This is a genomic window from Mucilaginibacter sp. P4_C11 (assembly GCF_056402115.1).
Genome location: NZ_JBFUIA010000019.1, coordinates 88,134 through 105,698, shown reverse-complemented (window position 1 = coordinate 105,698; position 17,565 = coordinate 88,134). Strand labels below are relative to the sequence as shown.

General features: G+C 50.4%; 9 protein-coding genes. 1 reads left to right on the top strand and 8 read right to left on the bottom strand.

The features are described 5' to 3' along the window. Positions 1 to 147: 147 nt before the first annotated feature. The 4 genes from AC1DU2_RS18300 to AC1DU2_RS18285 all read right to left on the bottom strand — a co-directional run bounded on the left by AC1DU2_RS18300 (position 148) and on the right by AC1DU2_RS18285 (position 10,004). Entirely contained in the window at positions 148 to 768 is a 621-nt protein-coding gene (locus AC1DU2_RS18300; protein WP_477385827.1) for a hypothetical protein, read from the bottom strand. Beyond that, positions 765 to 5,795 carry a DUF6443 domain-containing protein gene (locus AC1DU2_RS18295; RefSeq protein WP_477385825.1) on the bottom strand — a complete coding sequence of 1,677 codons (5,031 nt, stop codon included), beginning with the start codon at positions 5,793 to 5,795 and terminating at the stop codon, positions 765 to 767. Before AC1DU2_RS18295 ends, AC1DU2_RS18300 begins: the two co-directional genes overlap by 4 nt. 30 nt (positions 5,796 to 5,825) lie before the next feature. Beyond that, a complete protein-coding gene (locus AC1DU2_RS18290) occupies positions 5,826 to 6,197 on the bottom strand; it encodes a hypothetical protein (RefSeq protein ID WP_477385823.1) in 372 nt (123 codons plus the stop codon). A gap of 84 nt (positions 6,198 to 6,281) precedes the next feature. Further along, on the bottom strand, positions 6,282 to 10,004 hold the full coding sequence (locus tag AC1DU2_RS18285) for an RHS repeat domain-containing protein (RefSeq protein WP_477385821.1): 3,723 nt from the start codon (positions 10,002 to 10,004) through the stop codon (positions 6,282 to 6,284). Positions 10,005 to 11,232: 1,228 nt separating this feature from the next. On the opposite strand from AC1DU2_RS18285, the gene AC1DU2_RS18280 reads away from it, so the two are divergent. Next, positions 11,233 to 11,481 (top strand): helix-turn-helix domain-containing protein, encoded by a 249-nt coding sequence (locus AC1DU2_RS18280; protein WP_477385819.1) that lies wholly within the window; start codon positions 11,233 to 11,235, stop codon positions 11,479 to 11,481. A 48-nt stretch (positions 11,482 to 11,529) separates the two neighbouring features. Here AC1DU2_RS18280 and AC1DU2_RS18275 read toward each other — a convergent pair whose 3' ends face one another. From AC1DU2_RS18275 to AC1DU2_RS18260, 4 genes are all read right to left on the bottom strand, one after another. Further along, on the bottom strand, positions 11,530 to 14,493 hold the full coding sequence (locus AC1DU2_RS18275; RefSeq protein ID WP_477385817.1) for a type IV secretion system DNA-binding domain-containing protein: 2,964 nt from the start codon (positions 14,491 to 14,493) through the stop codon (positions 11,530 to 11,532). After that, positions 14,493 to 14,945, bottom strand: a complete 453-nt coding sequence (locus AC1DU2_RS18270) for a hypothetical protein (protein ID WP_477385815.1) — start codon at positions 14,943 to 14,945, stop codon at positions 14,493 to 14,495. Before AC1DU2_RS18270 ends, AC1DU2_RS18275 begins: the two co-directional genes overlap by 1 nt. Before the next feature lie 341 nt (positions 14,946 to 15,286). Further along, the gene (locus tag AC1DU2_RS18265; protein ID WP_477385813.1) at positions 15,287 to 16,852 is read right to left on the bottom strand and encodes a hypothetical protein; all 1,566 of its coding nucleotides are present in this window, start codon (positions 16,850 to 16,852) and stop codon (positions 15,287 to 15,289) included. Between the two features lie 5 nt (positions 16,853 to 16,857). After that, on the bottom strand, positions 16,858 to 17,526 hold the full coding sequence (locus AC1DU2_RS18260) for a hypothetical protein (protein WP_477385811.1): 669 nt from the start codon (positions 17,524 to 17,526) through the stop codon (positions 16,858 to 16,860). Positions 17,527 to 17,565: the final 39 nt, after the last annotated feature.

The window sequence follows — 17,565 nt, the reverse complement described above, 5'->3', positions numbered from 1 at the left end:
TCCCTTGAATCTGTTTCAAGCGTGATGTTTTTTGACGCGCGCCATAGTCAGAATACCAACACGTTAGATAACTTAACCCCTAATCTCTTAATGATTTGATTATCAGAATTTAAAACCAATTAAATCAGTTTAAACCACCAATAGCTTTCATTCTCCAATATAAATTCTATTAAGAATAAGATATGAATTAGCATTTTCGAATTTAAGAAATTCCTTTTTAGAGTGGAACTTAGAATAATCAAGATGCGAATTAACTGGATATCGCGCCGTATAAATTCGAAAACATCCATAATGCCTATTTATAGATGGCTTAACTGTAGAGGTAATATTATAGATCTTACCTGCTGGCACCTCGATCATTTCAGGTGGAACAAATTGAAAATCAACAATATTATGCTGGATAGTTCTCATGGAATCACAATGCAATCCATCTATTTTTTCCAAAGAACGGACGGGTTGTGAAAATTCGTTATAATAGTAATATCGCTTTCGATCATATTTGCTATCATAAATACCGTCAAAATGAACGGTATCAGATGCGTCATTGAATTGTATCAGATAATCTTTAGGGATATAAATCGGGCTATTAAGTTTGTTTTCAATTCGGGTAAAGATTATACTATCAGCTTGTAAGCACCGAATCTTTACATTTGGTGCTTCAACTTTACGTTCGGTCCAGCCGATAAAATAGAATCGAGCAAGAACTATCAAAACAATTATGCATAAAATGTTCCTACTTTTACGCGGATAAATTATAAATTTTTTCATAAACTCCTTTCTTTGTGGTCCTTTTCCTTTTTCCTTAATTTTTTGCCTTCATCTGCCCTAACTTTATTTTCGTTATCGACCGCATTGCCAGTATCCCCACCTGCAACCCATGGAATTGCGTGACCAACTAATTCGTGAATAAGAATATCTGCGGCATCCGCAGTAAGTGGTTTGCCATCTGCATCCATAAGCGCGCCAGCATAAGAAAGGCCGGAAATAGTTATATTAGCCTCAGTATGAACAATTTTGTCATTTATTTCTTCGAAAACTTGGTCTGTGCTGCCACCGGCATTTTTTATTGTCGTTGGCTTTCCTTGGTTATCTCTAGTTTTTGCATCAGGGTCTATTTTGATATGTATTATACCTTTAGCTTCTATAGCGTCTTGTAAACGTACTGTATAATAGTCGGATGTCCCTTTGGTATTAGTCTTATCGCCTAGGTATTTTAACTGCCCTTTAGAATTAAAAGTAAAATTACCAGAAGCGCGTGAATTAATGTATCCTAATATCTGTGTTTGTTGATCCTTATTGGTAACAATGATGTCCTTTCCGTCACCGTCGATAGATTTGATAGGATTATCAGCAACGTAATCATAAGGTGATAAAGGATAATATTTCTCCGCATGAGGATCGACAGATGTCCATCTTGCTATTATAGGGTCATAAAATCTTGCGCCATAATCGTATAAGCTAAGATTAGCCTGCAGTTCCTTTTTATTGTAAAGGTACAAACTTTTCGTTCCCAGCGCGGTGCCGTTACTTTCCATTCCAAACGGGTAATAATCATCCGTCTGCACCTGTCTTGCCACCGAACCGAAACCTGTGTCGAAGTTCACACGGCTGTTGCCCAAATGATCCGTCAGGCTATACTCATAGTTGTAGGCATTCGTTCCGTTGGGGATCGCCCGCCCCTCTTCCGTCTGGATAAAGTCAACTGCTGTTCCGCTGTACTGGATGCCACCGACATAGTCCGTTGTCGACGCGCCCGTACCGGTTATCACCTTTCTCAACTTTTGCCCCGTTGCGTCGTAGGTATATGTCGTGTTCAGCGCGGCTATGCTCTGCGGCAGGTTCAGCAGGTTGTACGCGATGCCGTTAGCCGGTATCCCGCGGCTGTCGTCCGAGGCCAGGTTGCCGTTCAGGTCGTAGCCGTACGTCGCTGTCCCCGCCTTTTGTCCCAACGCGTTGCCGCTGTCATCTGTTACAGAGCTCAGCTGGTTTGAATTTGCGGGATAAGTATAGGTCAATCGGTCGATCAGCGTTAGCGCGCTGCCCAGATATCGAGACAACGTTTTGACGTTGCCCATCATGTCATAGGTAATATTGCTCTCATTGTTGCCTGCCGTGGACAGGCCCTGCGTCAACCTGTTCAGCTGATCGTAGCCGTAGGTATACGTCGTTGCCGTACCCCCTTTTGCCTGCCATGCCTGACTGGCAATGTTGCCATTGTACTGCTTCCCTGTCGTGGGTTCATTGTAATAGAGGTACACGTTGAACTGATCTGACAGACTCGTGCTCAGCCAACCCCGCTCATTGTAACCATAAGTCACCGTCTGCCTGAAGTTCACGCTGTCCGTACTGTGCAGGTTCTTCTTCCATACCTGCCCCAGCTCATTATAATCGACCTTGGATATCAATGTCCGCAGGTCTCCCGACTGTCCGGCATTCTGAATCGTCGACCAGGCCTTCGTTTTCCTGCCCGCGTGATCATATAGAAGCTGGAGATATTGCGTAAGCTTCACGCCACCGCTTGCCGCCGTATAGTGCTGCCGCGTAGTTGTCGTCACCTGGTCGTTGAAGTTATAGGTCGCTGCCACGGCATCATAGTTTGCTGCGTTAAGCGCCCCCCCGAGGTAATGCTGCTGGTACGTTTTTACCTGCCGCCCCTTACCATCATAAAAATGCACCGTCCACAGCATATCAGGCGTCGGATTACCGATCGTGTTCAAGACCGCCACCTTCGTCGCCGTCGGCATGCCATTGGGCGTAGTTGCTGCACCTGCGGGAGCAGTAAAGCTTGAAGGAAAGCTAGAAATGGCCGGGTAGGTATCGTAGTAATTGATGCTAAGTACCTTGCCCTGCGGATTCTGCACGGCATACCCCGTAGCTGTGCTGTTGTCCCGCGTCACCCATAAAACTGTCTGCGCGGCGGCCCATGCGTTCAGCCATTGTTCCAAAACGCGGCTTGGCGCGGAGATGTTCGAATCTCCCGCGCTCCCCGAGGCTCCCGTCGAACTCCAGAGGCCCGTCATTGCAACCCTGTTGAAAGCGTCATACTGGGTAAACGTCCAAACCTGCGGGGTCTGCGCCCGCTGGCTGGCATCCTGGCTGAAGATCACCTCGTTAAGCTGATTGTATATCATAAACTCCCAGCCCTTGTTGGGAACTTTCTTCTCTACCAGCCGATTTCGGGCGTCGTACTTATATTGGTAGCATACATTGTCAAGTACGGCCTGGGACGGCACAGAGCTCCCTGTCATCGTGTCGGCGCCGCTGCCGGGAGTCAGCACGAAGCACAGGTTTCCGATGTCATCATACACGTAGTACGTCGACAGAACCTGCATCGTCCCAGGGCTGCCGGGCAGGTAGTTGAACACGCGTTTTAACACCACGTGCCCCTCGTTATCTTTATATTCCTCTGTTGTACCGCCCCGGCCGCTTTTCCAGTTTTCGTCTGTGCTTACCGTCACATTAAGCTGTCCTGCCGGGTAGCTGTATTGCGTGCCGATACCGTGTGCCAATGTCCTGCTGCCGTCAGTACCGATTGTCACCGTGTACAGCGCGGCGTAATACGTATTGCTCGTATCGGTTATCGCGGTGGCATTATTCGTCGTATAGGTCGTCTTTGCCGTATGGCCAGCAGTCCCGGATGGCTGCGGCTGCCAATCCGATCCCGCAGCGCCGCGCTCCGTCACCCGGTTCAGCGGCGAAGGTTCGAATACAGTCTGGGCATATGGTGCCGCCGTCGCTCTCACCCCGGTTGGAGGCGAGGCGTAGAATTGCGCCAGGCCAGAGCCGGCCTGAAGGGCGTCCGACTGGTAAGAGCCTTTGCTGCCCGCTGGGGATACGGCGTATGGCTGATACTTCATCGCCTCCCGCCCGTATGCGTCGTAGGCGAATGGCTGGACCACGTCGCCGCCTGTCGCGCTTCCTTTGACCTGCACGATCTGCAGCTGCCTGCCTAATCCGTCAATATATTGGACGCCGACCTGCTCGACGTTCTTGTCCGACGACCCCGAGATCACCTGGACGTCCGTTGTCAATGCCCCCACTCTTGGTATATACGTTGCAATGTAGTTCTGGTCTTGGCTCAGGCCTATCGGCCCGGCTGCTGCTACCGAGATCGCCAGCGGCGCCGTAGCTGTACTGTTGCTGCTGTTCGCCGTGATGGAATAGGTTGCCAGCGCAGCCATCGTTGTGGGCGTACCGCTAATGACGCCCGTCGCGCCATTCAGCGACAGGCCGGCAGGCAGCGCCGGACGTACTGTATACGGCGCCGCCACGATCTTTCGGATTAAGTTCGTCGTGAGGTCTCCAGAATATACCAAGCCTCCCGCATCCGCGGCCACCGCAAATGGCAGGTAAAACGTCGACGCTGTACCCGCGCCGTTCGCGCTGCCCTGGCCCCCCGTGCCTGACAAGGTCGTCACTGCGCCCACGGGCGTTACCTTCCTGATCCGGTTGTTGTTTTCGTCCGCAACGTACAGGTTCCCCGTATTATCTATAGCAAGCCCGGTTGGCGCGTTAAACTGTGCGGTTGTACCCGTTGTTGCGTCCAGATATCCGGCCGTGCCGCTTCCAGCCAGTGTTGAGACGAGCCCCGATGAGGTAATCTTTCTGATTTTAGCACTTGTCCGGTCGGTCACGTACACGTTGCCCGCCGCATCTGCAACTACACTGAAAGGTTGGTTAAAGCTCGCTGCCGTACCCTGCCCGTCTGCCGCACCCGCAGTTCCGCTCACGTTCCCCGCAAATATGCTCACCATCCCGCCGGATATCTTCCGAATCATGTTATTGTAAGTATCTGCCACATATACATTTCCCGAACCGTCTACCGCCACGCCGCAAGGGTATTTGAACGTAGCACTGGCTGCCGCCACTGCCCCTGTGTTAATCCCCTGGCTCCCGCTGCCCGCGAATGTCGAAACAGCCCCTCCGGGCGTGATCATCCGGATCACATTATTGTCCTCATCCGCGACATAAATATTACCCGAAACATCCGATGCCAATCCCACGGGGTGATAAAAGCTCGCCGCCGTGCCCGTTCCATTCGTAAATCCCTGGGCACCGCTGCCCGCAAACGTAGTCACCACACCGCCAGGCGTGATTTTCCTTATTCGATGCGAGCCGCCCTCGGCCACATATATGTTTCCCAAAGCATCAACAGTCGCGCCAAGCGGCTGGTTAAAGCTGGCCGCCGTACCTGTACCGTCCGCCGACCCCGCACTTCCCGATCCCGCGAATGTAAAAGTCTGCCCCGCTGGGGAGACAGGGTCGCCGCCAACCTGCGGCCCCACTGCTGTGATGGCTGTTCCGACCGAATAGGTCCGCGGACCTGCATAGCTGATCGTTATCGGCGTAATGATGGTCACGTTCAACGAAAACACGATGGTGCCCGTATTGCCTGAATACCCTTCGGCATCGACGTAGTAGGTGCCCGGAGATAGATTAGACAGGCTCAGCGACGACTGCAGGCCGCTGCATGCCGGACCGTTGTCGTCATTCGTCGCGATTTCAGTACCGCCGCTGTTCAGTACGTGTAAGTACGTGTCAAAGCTACTGCCGCACATCGATACCACTACCGTGTTCGTGGCTCCGCCTACGGTAAAGCTGTACCATACGTCGTTTGACGTCTGCCCGTAATTATTCACAAAACCGTTTCCCGTGGAATTATTCTTTGTATCAGCATAACTGCCCGATGAACTGTAGCTGCCTGCGTTGATCGGATTGCTCATTGATGCCCCCTGGGCAAGTGTCCGGTTAGTTATGGCCGCTAACAATAGTAGCAGGCAATAGATCTTTTTCATTCTAGTAAGGTTGTGGTGTAAATGATGGTGTTATCGGTTTGTCTTAGCTGTCGTATCCCGCTTCCACGTACGCTTACGTTCGGTGGTAGGTATGATCAGGTTACGCTGCCCTTCCGGTAACAGCTCCTCCAGCTTCCGGTTCTTCTCGTTCATCAAGGAGTCGATCACCGAACGCCGCTGTTGATCAGTCAGTGAACCGTTACTCACGACCTGCCTCAAGGCGTACTTGTAACTGTCCTGGATCTCGGCTACCCTGCGTGCCGTCGAAGTGTCGGTTTTCAACAAGGCTCTTATAAATCCCACCTTGTTACTCTTAACACTGTCAGGCTGCTGGCAGTACGCTTTGCCCATATTAAATATCACCATCACTACAATGGCTGTCATTGTTCTTGCTGTTTTCATTACTTTCTTTTTTACTGTCATTGACGACGGTTATCTACTTGTTTAGCGCTATTATTACTCTATACTGTCCGATAGGCGCATACTTTAGTACGATGGCACGAAAATGTTCACGGAAGCGGACGATACCTGCGTTCCTGAAACAAGGTTTTGTATTACGGAAAACTGATAATTATGGCCCATTGCCGGAACGAGAACGAGAGCTGTCCCTGAAGGTCCACACGTTATCGAGTACTGATAAGTTGTAGAAGTATTCAAGTCGATGTACTGGAGGTAGCAAGAATTACTTGGCAAGTTCGATACCGCAAGCCATTTTAAGCTCACCGCTGTGCCGGTGATGTTATCTACTCCTATGGGCTGTTCCGGTGTGGGGACCCTTGGATTGTACGTCTGGTTCGCATAGTGGTACCTGATGCTCTTGACGATTTCACTTTGCTCGTTTTTGATGTTGATCAAGCGGCCGAGCGCGTCGTGTCCGTAATAAGTTACCTGGTCTTTTCCATCGGTGTAACTGGTCATTCCGAATATCGGATCGTAAGTATAGGTGACCATAAGCGCATTGGCAGGGTAGAGCTTGACATCATCGATCTGTCCTGAAATGCTAATTGGATATGCGTTGCCGGTAACTGTGATGCTTTGGGACTGGAAGGTCCAGCCGGTGCCTGACTTTTTCCAGTAAGTCAGCCGGTAGTTCCCGTTCTCAATGTGACTGATCGTATTTGAATACGTTGGGCCTCCAAAGCTGTAATGCCCCGTCTTTGCATCGTCGACGCTACTCGTACCATCACCCTCTTCAAAATTGGCGTAAAAGAAATCTTTATACCCCGTATTCGCCGATGCCTTGTACGTATTCGTTGCGTTTTTGACGATGGCTGTCAGATAGCTACCATTGTACCCCCATTGATAGCTAATGTTTGCGCCCAATGGCAGGTGTTGTTGCAGCACATTCGCCGTATTGTCCAGATTGTCTATGGAATACCTAGGTTCATACCGGCTGTCTTTGACCAGGTTGCCGCTCACGTCGACCGAGGAGGATGAAAACGGCAAACTCGGAGCGGCGATACCTGCCACATAGGTCAGCACAGGTATCGGAAACGTGCCGTCAAACACATTAAGCTGCGATCCGGTCGTTCTCAGGTTGCTGCCGTCGGATTCGGTTAGCTGATGAGTGATTTCGAGGGGAAATGAGAGGGCATTTTTATTTTGCAGGTTTCTCACCCCAACTGTGAAGGGATCTGTAGGGTTGCTTATCGATGCCAGATTGTAGTCCTGCGGAAACTTGTATTTCGTACTTAGTACCTGGCCTCTGCTGTTTATCAATGTTGACTGTATCTGATTCTTGGTGCCGTTATAGCCGTCGAAAGTTGGGTCATAGGTATGCTGGGTCTTAGTGACGGTACTATTGGCCGTTCCTGGAACATAGACAGTTTCAATCGTCTGCTTCAGGTAGGGGAAAAACGTATAGTATCTGATAGCAGAATTGTTAACAAAATTCAGGAATGGGTTGACAGAGGCGCCTACATTGATCATTTCTGACCGTACAGATGAGTAGACCCCCTTTACACAGAGGTTGAAACGGGCGATATCGTCGTTATAGGTATTCTCCGTCTTTTTTATCAGGTTGTCGTTTTTGTCGTATATCGATTCGGACAACAGCATTCCCCGCTCGAAACCACGGTCGCTGTAGTGGAATAATTGAATGTCGCTGTAGAGGGAGTACGCCACCGCGTCCGCCCTGTTATTTGAATACCCGTTGTCATGATTGCTGAACAGGCTTTCAGTTTTGCCATTAAATATCCCAGCCGAACTTTGGCGTTCGATCACCTTGGTGTAAGTAACCACATTTCCATCATCGTTCTGTGACGGATAAATGGTATTGGTGCCCCAGAAGCCAAACGAAATTCCCGCCCCGAGAGACACCGGATTGCCATTCGCGTCGTAACTCACATAATTTACCTGGTCGTTCTGTGCGTAATTCGGTTTTGGCGAGCCCAACACGCCGCTGGAAACGCTGCTGCCAATGTTGCTAACATAGCTGTATTCATAAGTGATGCCAGGCGCCCCCGAAGCAGGAACCACGGCTATCTTCGCGATCCTAAGACCGCCCCCTACGGCGTTTTGCGGCAACGGATTGATTGCCTGTTGGCTACTTACCCATTTGCTGTACTGATTGGACTCATAGAAGTATTGGCTGTACCCCCCTGTTGGGTAGTTCACCTGCGTTAGAATCCCCGCCTGCGCGTATGTCAGATCAGGCTCCCTGAAGGCATAGTATTGATCCTGGAATCCCGTGGTTACAAAGCGATTTGCGTCGAGCGTAATCGACGGGATCGCCTTCCGTCCATTGTAAAACCCCCAATGATCGACGTTTACCGTGCAATACTTCGGCAGGGCAAGGCTGTTGTAGACAAAGGTGTAGGGCGGATAGGGCTGGCCGCTACCATCGACCTCCTGAACCGACGCCAGGAAAAGGCGCGTGGCCGCGTCCTGGCTGTATGCGAATTGTATATCCTTTACTTTATTTCCCAGGTAGTTATCTATTTCGATATTATCAAGTTTATACCAGATGCCGGTCACATTTCCCTGCGCGTTGTAAGTATAATTATTTCCCAGGTCGGTATAGGTGTGATAAATACTGTAAGCGCCTACCGCCCCTGGAAACGGATAGTTTGAACTATTACTCGCCCCCTGCATGCTGTTGATATTTCTTGCCTCGAGGAGATCGCTCTCGCCGGACATCGAGGCTGAAAATTGTATCTTTCCTTCCGGAAACGTAATGCTTTTAAGGTAGACAGGGTCCATCACGTTGCATGAATAATCGACGTCGTCGTACGTGTTGCCAGTGACGGGACCGGACGATGAATTAAAATTGTTCAAATACGTTACACTTGACACCGGGGAATACGTAAAAACGGAGCCATTTCTAAAGTAGTCGTAGAGTACCTTTTTTCCGCTTGGCAGATCTATTTCAACGATATGCCAGGTCATCGCAATCAGATTGTTGTTGTACAATTCGTTTGACGGCCCCCTGCGGTTGAACTCAATTGTTGTATTATAAGCCGGACTGGCGCCACCTCCGAACACATATTTTGTGCCATCCCCCGCCGTTAGCGTAAATTGAAGGAATGTTGGGTTGATCGTTTGCTTGGTAAACGCCGAGGTTGGATTTTGAAGGGGCTTTATTGTCACGGAACCCATTGTTTCCTGCACTTTTATCGTTTCGCCGCCAGCGGAGCGAACCTTCCAGCTGCCGTCGCTGCTCAGGAAAAAGGCGCCAGAAATTCCATTTATGCTAAAGTCAAACTCGTCCGGTGAACTGTCAACGGTGATGTTGCTCGCTATGCCGCTGCCTGTCTGCACTAGCCCTCCGAGGTATTGCGAGGGGCTGTAAACTTGCTGGTGATTGGCTCCCCAATACCACCCGTACTTACTATTGCCCTCGGGAGACGGGAAGGTAACATAGTCTGACATAAACTCATCGGGCATTCCGTTTATCCTTCTCGTGATAGTACCTCCCGCCGTGAGGCTCCAATTGGTTCCGACCCATCCGGAATGGGCGTTCGGCTGAACTCCCCGGGCAAAGTAAGATAATGATATAGGGATTTGCTTGTCGTCAACATTAATTGTGTAAATCGGGATCTTGATATCGGGCAGGCCCGTAAACTGGCCGACCGGTATTTTGGTATACTGCGTAAATGAAGCCGCAGTCGGCGAAACCGCAGTCATTTTGTCGATCACAGAACTTGCGGTCTGTGCTAAACACCCCCCTGCGTATAGTAATAGAAGTGATAGATTGATACGTTTAAGCATATTGTTATAGTTAAGTTCTAAGCGTTATTTCGGTTTCCAAATTGGTAGTGAATGACTTGTTTCATCCAACTTTGTGTATCGATCGGTTGGTATTGGCTGACAACGATAAACTCGGTGAGATGGCGTTACCGCGCGCAGCGTTTTATTTCAAACAATTGGATTGAAGCCGAAAGCGATCCGGCGAATGTTTGAAAGAGTCCATTTTTTTTAGGACCCAGAAATGTTTTAATTGATGAATGAAAGGCGCGTATACTAGTGCCAAGCTGGGCTCGGACGACGCAAAGCGGTAAGCTAAAACGGGGTATGGCATAATTCAGTTGCGATAAGATTGTCGAGGTATCGTTTTTTATGCTGTACGGAGGGCGCAGAAAAATACCGTTCTGTACACATCATCTACGGCTTCAAATATATAAAGTTTTCATTTGCCAATGAAAACTTTATTGCGTTTTTTCAATTAGAATGGACGTTGTAAATACATGAACATAATTCCCCTGCTCGTCATATAAAGATCGTTCTAATCCTCCCCAAAGCATTCAGAAAGGCATTTCAGGCCCGTGTCCCTCGCCTCGTGTTCTTGGTTGATTCGCTCCGCCAATTGAGCCGATTCGGCATAGTCTTGCTAATAGTTTACCCGATGCCCAATGTTCGCGTTTAGCCAGCCCGGCAAGCGCCCGTTCCGTTCGTGGCTTGGCGCCTGCCGGGCACGGCGTCAGCGCGTCAGGGTGGTGCGCTGCGCGTCGTAGTACGTGAACGTCTAGCCGGGCGTGCCGGAGTTGTGCGCCGTGTAGTTGCTCTTCGGGTCGAGCGGCGCCGAGAACACGAGCGTACCGCTTGTCAGGGACGATATCGCAAGCGTCCTGCTTGCGCCCGTGCTCGTGAACAGAGTGAGGGTCTTGCCGCCGTTGGACAACTGCTACGTTCCCGCCTGGCCGCCTGGCGACACGGAGTAGGCGCCGTTGTCGAAGTACGTCACCGTCATTCCAGGATAGTACTGAAAGTTCCCGTACGGCGCCGGGCTGAGCCAGGCACCCTCGGTCGTCCGATCCTCGTTCTTTACGCTTGTCCACGGGGAGGTCGTGAGGAGGTTGGCCTGTGCCTTGGGGCTGGCGTCGTCCTTCTTGCCGCATGGCGCAAGGAGGGTCGAGCGCGAGTTTCTGGATGGTAGCCGTTGTTTTCATGATCGTAAGGGTTTAGTGCCGCCTGCATCGGCGGTACGGCAAGGGACGTTTTGCGTGGACAGCCAAAAAGCGACATCGACCTGTACGTGATCGGCGAGATCAAGCGGCTCCGCACGGGTCGCGGGATCAGCCAGGCCGCGCTCACCGCCATGCTCGGCGTGTCGGCGGCGTTCGTGGGACAGATCGAGAGCCCCAAGGAGCAGAGCAAGTACAGCCTCGACCAGCTCAACAGGCTCGCGCAGCTGTTCGGGTGCAGCCCGAGGGACTTCCTGCCGGAAAGGCCGATTGCCCCGAGATAGTTCCGCCGCATGGCACGTGCCGCTGCCCGGCATAGCCGTTCGCTCCGATTACTTTCCCGAACCCCGCACGATTCTGTTAATGATACCTTCGGTATCGGCCTGCGTTTTGGTGCTGTCATACTGCACCTTCACCCGATAGCCTTTCATGGTTTTTGCATTGGCGGCAGTGTCATTCGGCCTGTCGCTTTCAGCAAACAGCGTGGGTAGCTGGTCGGTGAACAGAAACTGCACCCGTGCATATTCCACGGGTGACAGTACGGTACCCGCCTTTTCCCTGATCTGTTGCAGTTTCTTGGCATTGCCTGCACATACCACGATACCGTGATACCCGGCAGCAACGCACTTTTGTATGTTGTGCAATTCCCAGTCAGCAGGCGTTGAGACTGAAATCTCGACCGCAATCTGCTTGCCCTCCCTTTCTAACAACACGTCGACCTTGCCCTTGCCATCTGGGGTGGATACTTCAAGATTGGCCCTGTACCCGTGCTGCTCGGCAAGCGTCTTGACAAACGTCTGCATGTAGCGGTGTTCGGTGACCGTGCCGGCCTCCGGTTCGCGTTTGTCTGCCTTTGGTCGCGAAGCGTGAACAAGCGGCGGTATCGGAGGCAAGGGTGGCTCCGGTGGTGCCGGTTCCGTGGCGGCAGGTGGTTCAGACGGTGGTGTGGGTGGTCGAGTATGAGACTGTGGTTCGGTTGGTACGCCATACGCGTTGCGGGACGCGGCAATGATAGCGTGGCTGTTGTCCTCATCGTCGGTTTCATCAGGAACAACGGTCAAATTGAAATCCGCATCTGAGGTGTTCACCCGCGCGATGGCTTCCCCGACCGAGAGCGCTTGCAGGTCGCCTGCCGAGAACGCGCCGAACCCCTCCTGCATCCGCTTGGCATCGGTATCGCTTAATCGAAAACATATGCGGGTGGCAACGTTTGACATCAGTGCGCTTGTGATGTCGCTGTCGGTACGCTCTAACTGTCGCATGTCCTGGTGCACGCAGACCAGTCCCAGACCATACTTTCTCGCACCGCTTAAAATGGTTGCCATCGAGGGAGTGACGAAGTGGTGGAACTCGTCCATGTAGCAGAAGAACGGAACACGATTCGCCGCCGCCTGCTGTTGCCGTGCCATAGCGGCCTGCTGCAACTTGGCGACGATGCAGGCTCCCAAGAGATAGCTATTTTCCGCACCGATCAGCCCCTGCGACAGCTTCACCAAGACAATCTTGTTGGTATCCATCAGCGTACCGAAATCGAGGCTTTGCGTTTGGCACACCATAGTGCGAATGACCTTTGGCCGCAGGAAACTGTCGAGCCGGGTCAAGATGGAGCCAATGGATGAGGTTTTCAGCAACGGATATTCCTTGTGCCAGTAGTACACCAGTTCCTCGTCGGTACAGGTTGCGAGTATGGAATTGCGAAACGGGGCTTCGATCAAGAACTTCCGCAGGTCGCCCAAGTGGCCGGGCTTGCTGTTGTAAAGAAAGGCCATGATGGCGTTTGCCAGCACGCTGTGCAGCTGGTCGCCCCACGAGGTGCTAAAGCGCTTGAACAGTGCCACCAAGTCCGATGCCAGCAGTTCGCGCTCGATGTCGCTGTGGGCGGAGAGGATATTGAAGCCGACCGGAAACCCGCCATCGGACGGATCGATCAGTACCACGTCGTTGACCCGCTCTTCGGGGATACTTTTTAGGATCGCATCGATTAGGTCGCCATGCGGATCAAGCACGCAGCAGCCTGTATGCGTGGCAATATCCTGCATGACGAGGCCGCGCAGCAGTGTGGACTTGCCGCTGCCGGTTGCACCAATAATATGCAGATGTTTTAGCCGCTGCTCAACATTCAGCCCAATGTTAGTGCTTATGCCCTGATGCTCATTAACTCCTATCATATAAGGCCCGTCATGAAGATACGCCGGCGCGAGTTTTGTCGTTCGATTCGAATTAAGCAGCTTCTTGGACAGCCTGCCGTCAGGCAGGTGCACGAATGTTGCAAGTTCAGCGGCGTTGAGCAGCATGCCGACGCGGTGGCTTTGGCGAAACACCAGATCGTGCAGCCGCTGGTTGATGGCGTAGTCGGGGGTGTCGAGTGCCATGAGCGCGTTGTGCGGGGAGGTCGAGGCATGAACGAGAGCCAGCGCGCCGTGATGCAACAGCTGTATCGCATCCTGCGCGTATTCGGCCAACGCAGCAATGCGGATGGTTGCACCAAAGAGCGGCCGTGAGACTTTTTCCCGTGCCAGACCAGGCATTTCCGGGGCGTCGAGAAAGAATGAGCCGCCGCGTTCATCACTCGCTGCGGTAACTAAACTCTTAGCCCAGGCGTTTTGCGTGCCGTTGAAGAGCGTCTGCACAATCACTGCTTCGTCCTGTGCAAGCTGCTGTATCACGCCAAAGAGCGGCGTGTACGGGTCACCTCCTACACCGGTATAGGAGGCGATTGGCCGCATGCATTCTTCGCGCAGGCCGAAGTCCAGCATGTACACCGCTTCGGCAAACCTCGCGCAGTCAAGCACCTCGTCGCCGTATGCTTCCCGTATAGTGCAGTCGGGAAAGTATGCATAAAGTTGCGTATGGACATACGCCGCCACCGCGTCCCTGCATACGAATTGCAGAAGCACGCTTTCGCCGGTCGCAATAAGCTCAAAGGAGACGGGCGAAGTGCACTGCGAAAGCATGACAAGGCAGTGACTGATGCTGTCGGCCTTTGCTGCGTGGCCTTTAGGCAACGTCACCGCATAGATGGTCAACGACGGGTGCTCCTCGTCGTCGATGTACGCGACGGGGCGCTCGATAGGCACTCTTTCGATCGCAACCTCGTGCCTTGCCCCGAACAGGCTGCCGAAAAGCGAGGCCCGCCTGCCGTCGTCAACGTACCCGCTGTCGAGGAAGTGCCCGAAGAACGGGACGAACGGCGGCTCGAGCTGCACCGGAACCCCGCAGGCCGCGTGCCCGCGCCCCCAGCGCTCCCACTCGTAGAACCGCTCGGTGAGGCGCGCCGATACAGACTTGGCAGCCATCAGGCAATCTCCTCGGCGCGGTACCCGTGCTCGGCGGCCACGCTCGCCACCGCGGCGCGCACCAGAGCCTCGATGCTTTCCGTGAAGATCAGCTCGGCATCGATCTGGTAGTAGGTCTTTTTCCCCGGTCGGAACAGCCGTCCGATGAGGGGGATGCGCCCGAGCAGCGCGAGCAGCCAGTCCTCGGTCTCCTCGAGCCACCAGCTGACGAAGAAGCTGCGGCCGAACGGGGCGGCGCACACGTGGTACCGGAACTCGAGGTAGCTTATGCGGAGGTACTCGCGCTGGTCGGAGAGCAGTCCGCCCTCCCAGAACGCGACGGGCTTGCAGGAGACGTTCGGAAACTGGTACTCCCTGATGGTCTTTTCGAGGTTGGCGTAGAACTCCTTTGAGGACATCTGAAGGTCCCCGAAGTGGCGGTAGGAGTGGCCGTGGATCACTGGCTTTGGCATGGCGGTGAGGGTTTTAGGTTTGACAACTGTTGGTTGTATAAATTTGAGAAAGTTGCGGGTGAAATCAAAATTTATTTAGAGAAAGATTGATAGGAATTTCTCATAGAAAATCATACTTGCGTAATACTTATGCAAAATCAGTACCTTAGGATACCTTAACTTTTTCATTGTGAAAGAAAAAATTATCGATGTGTTATGTGTTGGTTTTTTCGGTGCAACGTTTGCGACGATAGCGTCAATACATTATCCCTCACCACAAATATGCAAGCAATCTGGTATTGCCGCTGATGTTGCGCATATAACGATCATCAAATTGTCAAATGAAGTTGTGGCTATTACATTTAATTGGTGTTTTCTTGTGAGAAAATAAAATCTTTTGCTGCTAACTCCCAATGATTATTGTTTTGCTGAATATTTTCGACTTTTCGTGATTGCACAAATTGGATAAATTCCTTGTTTAAATCCTCCAAAGTTTCACTCGTTACGTTAGTGAGTAACTTTGCCCACTCCATGTTTGTTGCATCTTTTCCTTTTAATTTGATATTGCGAGCACTATTATATAATTTATCAGCCAATCCTTTCTTTTCAAAAAAACGCCAAAAATATTCCCAATACCCTTTAATAAATATAACGTCAGATGGTTTGGAGTCATGAGTCATATTGATAAAGGACTCAATTAAAGGGAATTTATCATGTTCAAGAGTTGCTTTTAGAAAAAGGAGTCGAAAGCTGTCCAGATGAATATTGTCTACAGAGGTATTATTAAACGGAATGCCAATGAACCAATGAGGGGGGTGGAGCCCTGTCCAATCGTTCAGAAGCCAGGAAAAGGCAGCCTGCTCCTGAATATTCGAAATAAGACTGGTATTTTCAGAGTGTAAAGAGGTGTTTACAAATATTATTCTTCCGTTCCATCTCTCAACGTCAAAATTGATCGACTGAAATGATTCACGCTGACCAAAAATGCTGTTGAAAACAGAATCGGTAAAAGACGAATCTCTGACCGTTCCGTGAATTGCAATTACAAGTTCCTTCAAGGGCCTTGCTTTACTATATTTGCTTTTAATGTTCTTTTCAGCCTGATCGAGCGCGATAGTAACCTTCTGGCCAGCATCTGTGCGCACACTATATAAATGAAAGCCATTGCCTGTTGTTTTGCTTAGAGGGAGTTTAAAAGTTTTACAGAGCCCGCTTATATAAACGTCAGACCATTTTATAGGGTCTTTTTCAGCTACTGAATTAGCTACATTCAAAACAATTTGTTTCAATGCAAACTGTTGATCCGACTGGCTAGAAACAATAGAGAGATACCGACTCGTTTTTAACATGTAATCTACTCGCCTCATTGCTTTGTCTAATTCAGAGTCGGCCGATTCCAAAATCTCAAAATCAAAAATATCCTTTCGCGCTTCCAATTCCTTGTTTACAGAAGCGAAGACAGACGACTTTTTCCTAACCCAGTAACTTATCGGTACCTTATCGTAAATTGGTATAGCTTGGTGTGTGAGTTCAAGTACGCCCAACAATGCTGGCAAATAAGATGAATACGCCTTATAAACAAGTTGATAATATCCAGCGTATTCAAGATAAAGCGTCTGTAAAAAAATGGCATGCACGAATGCCGTAGTGGGATGAGTTTTACCTGTTGGAAAATATTTGTCAATCCAAGGGGTTAACAGATGGACTGTTTCCTGAAAACTTCGCATACGTTCACGCACTTTAAATTCCAGCAATTGATTTGAAAGCCTAGCTTCCTGATCCTTCAAGGCGAATGCTTTATCTGCCATTTGCTGAATTTGTGCCCATTCATTTTGCTTGGTTGCGGTACCTATCTGAGCCGATAGCTGACCTGCGCCAGTCAAAAAAACGAAAATGCTTAGTAAAAAAAAGCGAGCTGTATGTGCCATAACTTTTAACGCGGCATTGTGGTATCACGATTTGGACCCTCTTCCCTGTTAGCGCTATCTAACATTCTGCTTATAGGGTGCTCATATTGCCTGAGACCAAACTCACCTGTGTTTCTTTGATTCATGTCTATAGGCAAGCTTCTTGTTGCGCAAACGCCAATTAATATTGTCGCACATAAAATCACAAAGAGTCCTGGTGAAAGACGTGCCACTTGTAATTTATATTTATCAGTTGCGCTTAACGATGCGTCTATGCTGCCTTTTACGCCAAATAGAAAGAGCGAAAAGCCTAGGAAACCAAACGCCAGCCCAATGAAGATTCCACAAGACAAGAGCAAAATGCGTGCTATATACATATTGGTAGCCAGAGCAACTCGTATCATCTGGTAATCGTTTCCATTAATAGAAGCTGTATTTGGCGGATTAACCGTTCCTTTACTCATAGTTTTGTTTACAACTTGATTTATACCAGCACTGCTTAGGTTCTGAAAATTAATCATGTAGTAGGCCGCTAGAAATAAACAAAGGCCAGCTAAAATAAGGCCTGTGATAAATCCTGTATTCAGCACCCATGTCGGGAAGATACTGGGATCTTCGTTTGTAATACCAACATTCGTTGTTGTCGTATTTTGACTGACAACAGGGTTATCATTGACGCAGATTTCTTGTTCCATAAAGTATACCTTCCTTAACTTATTAATAGTGTGATGTTT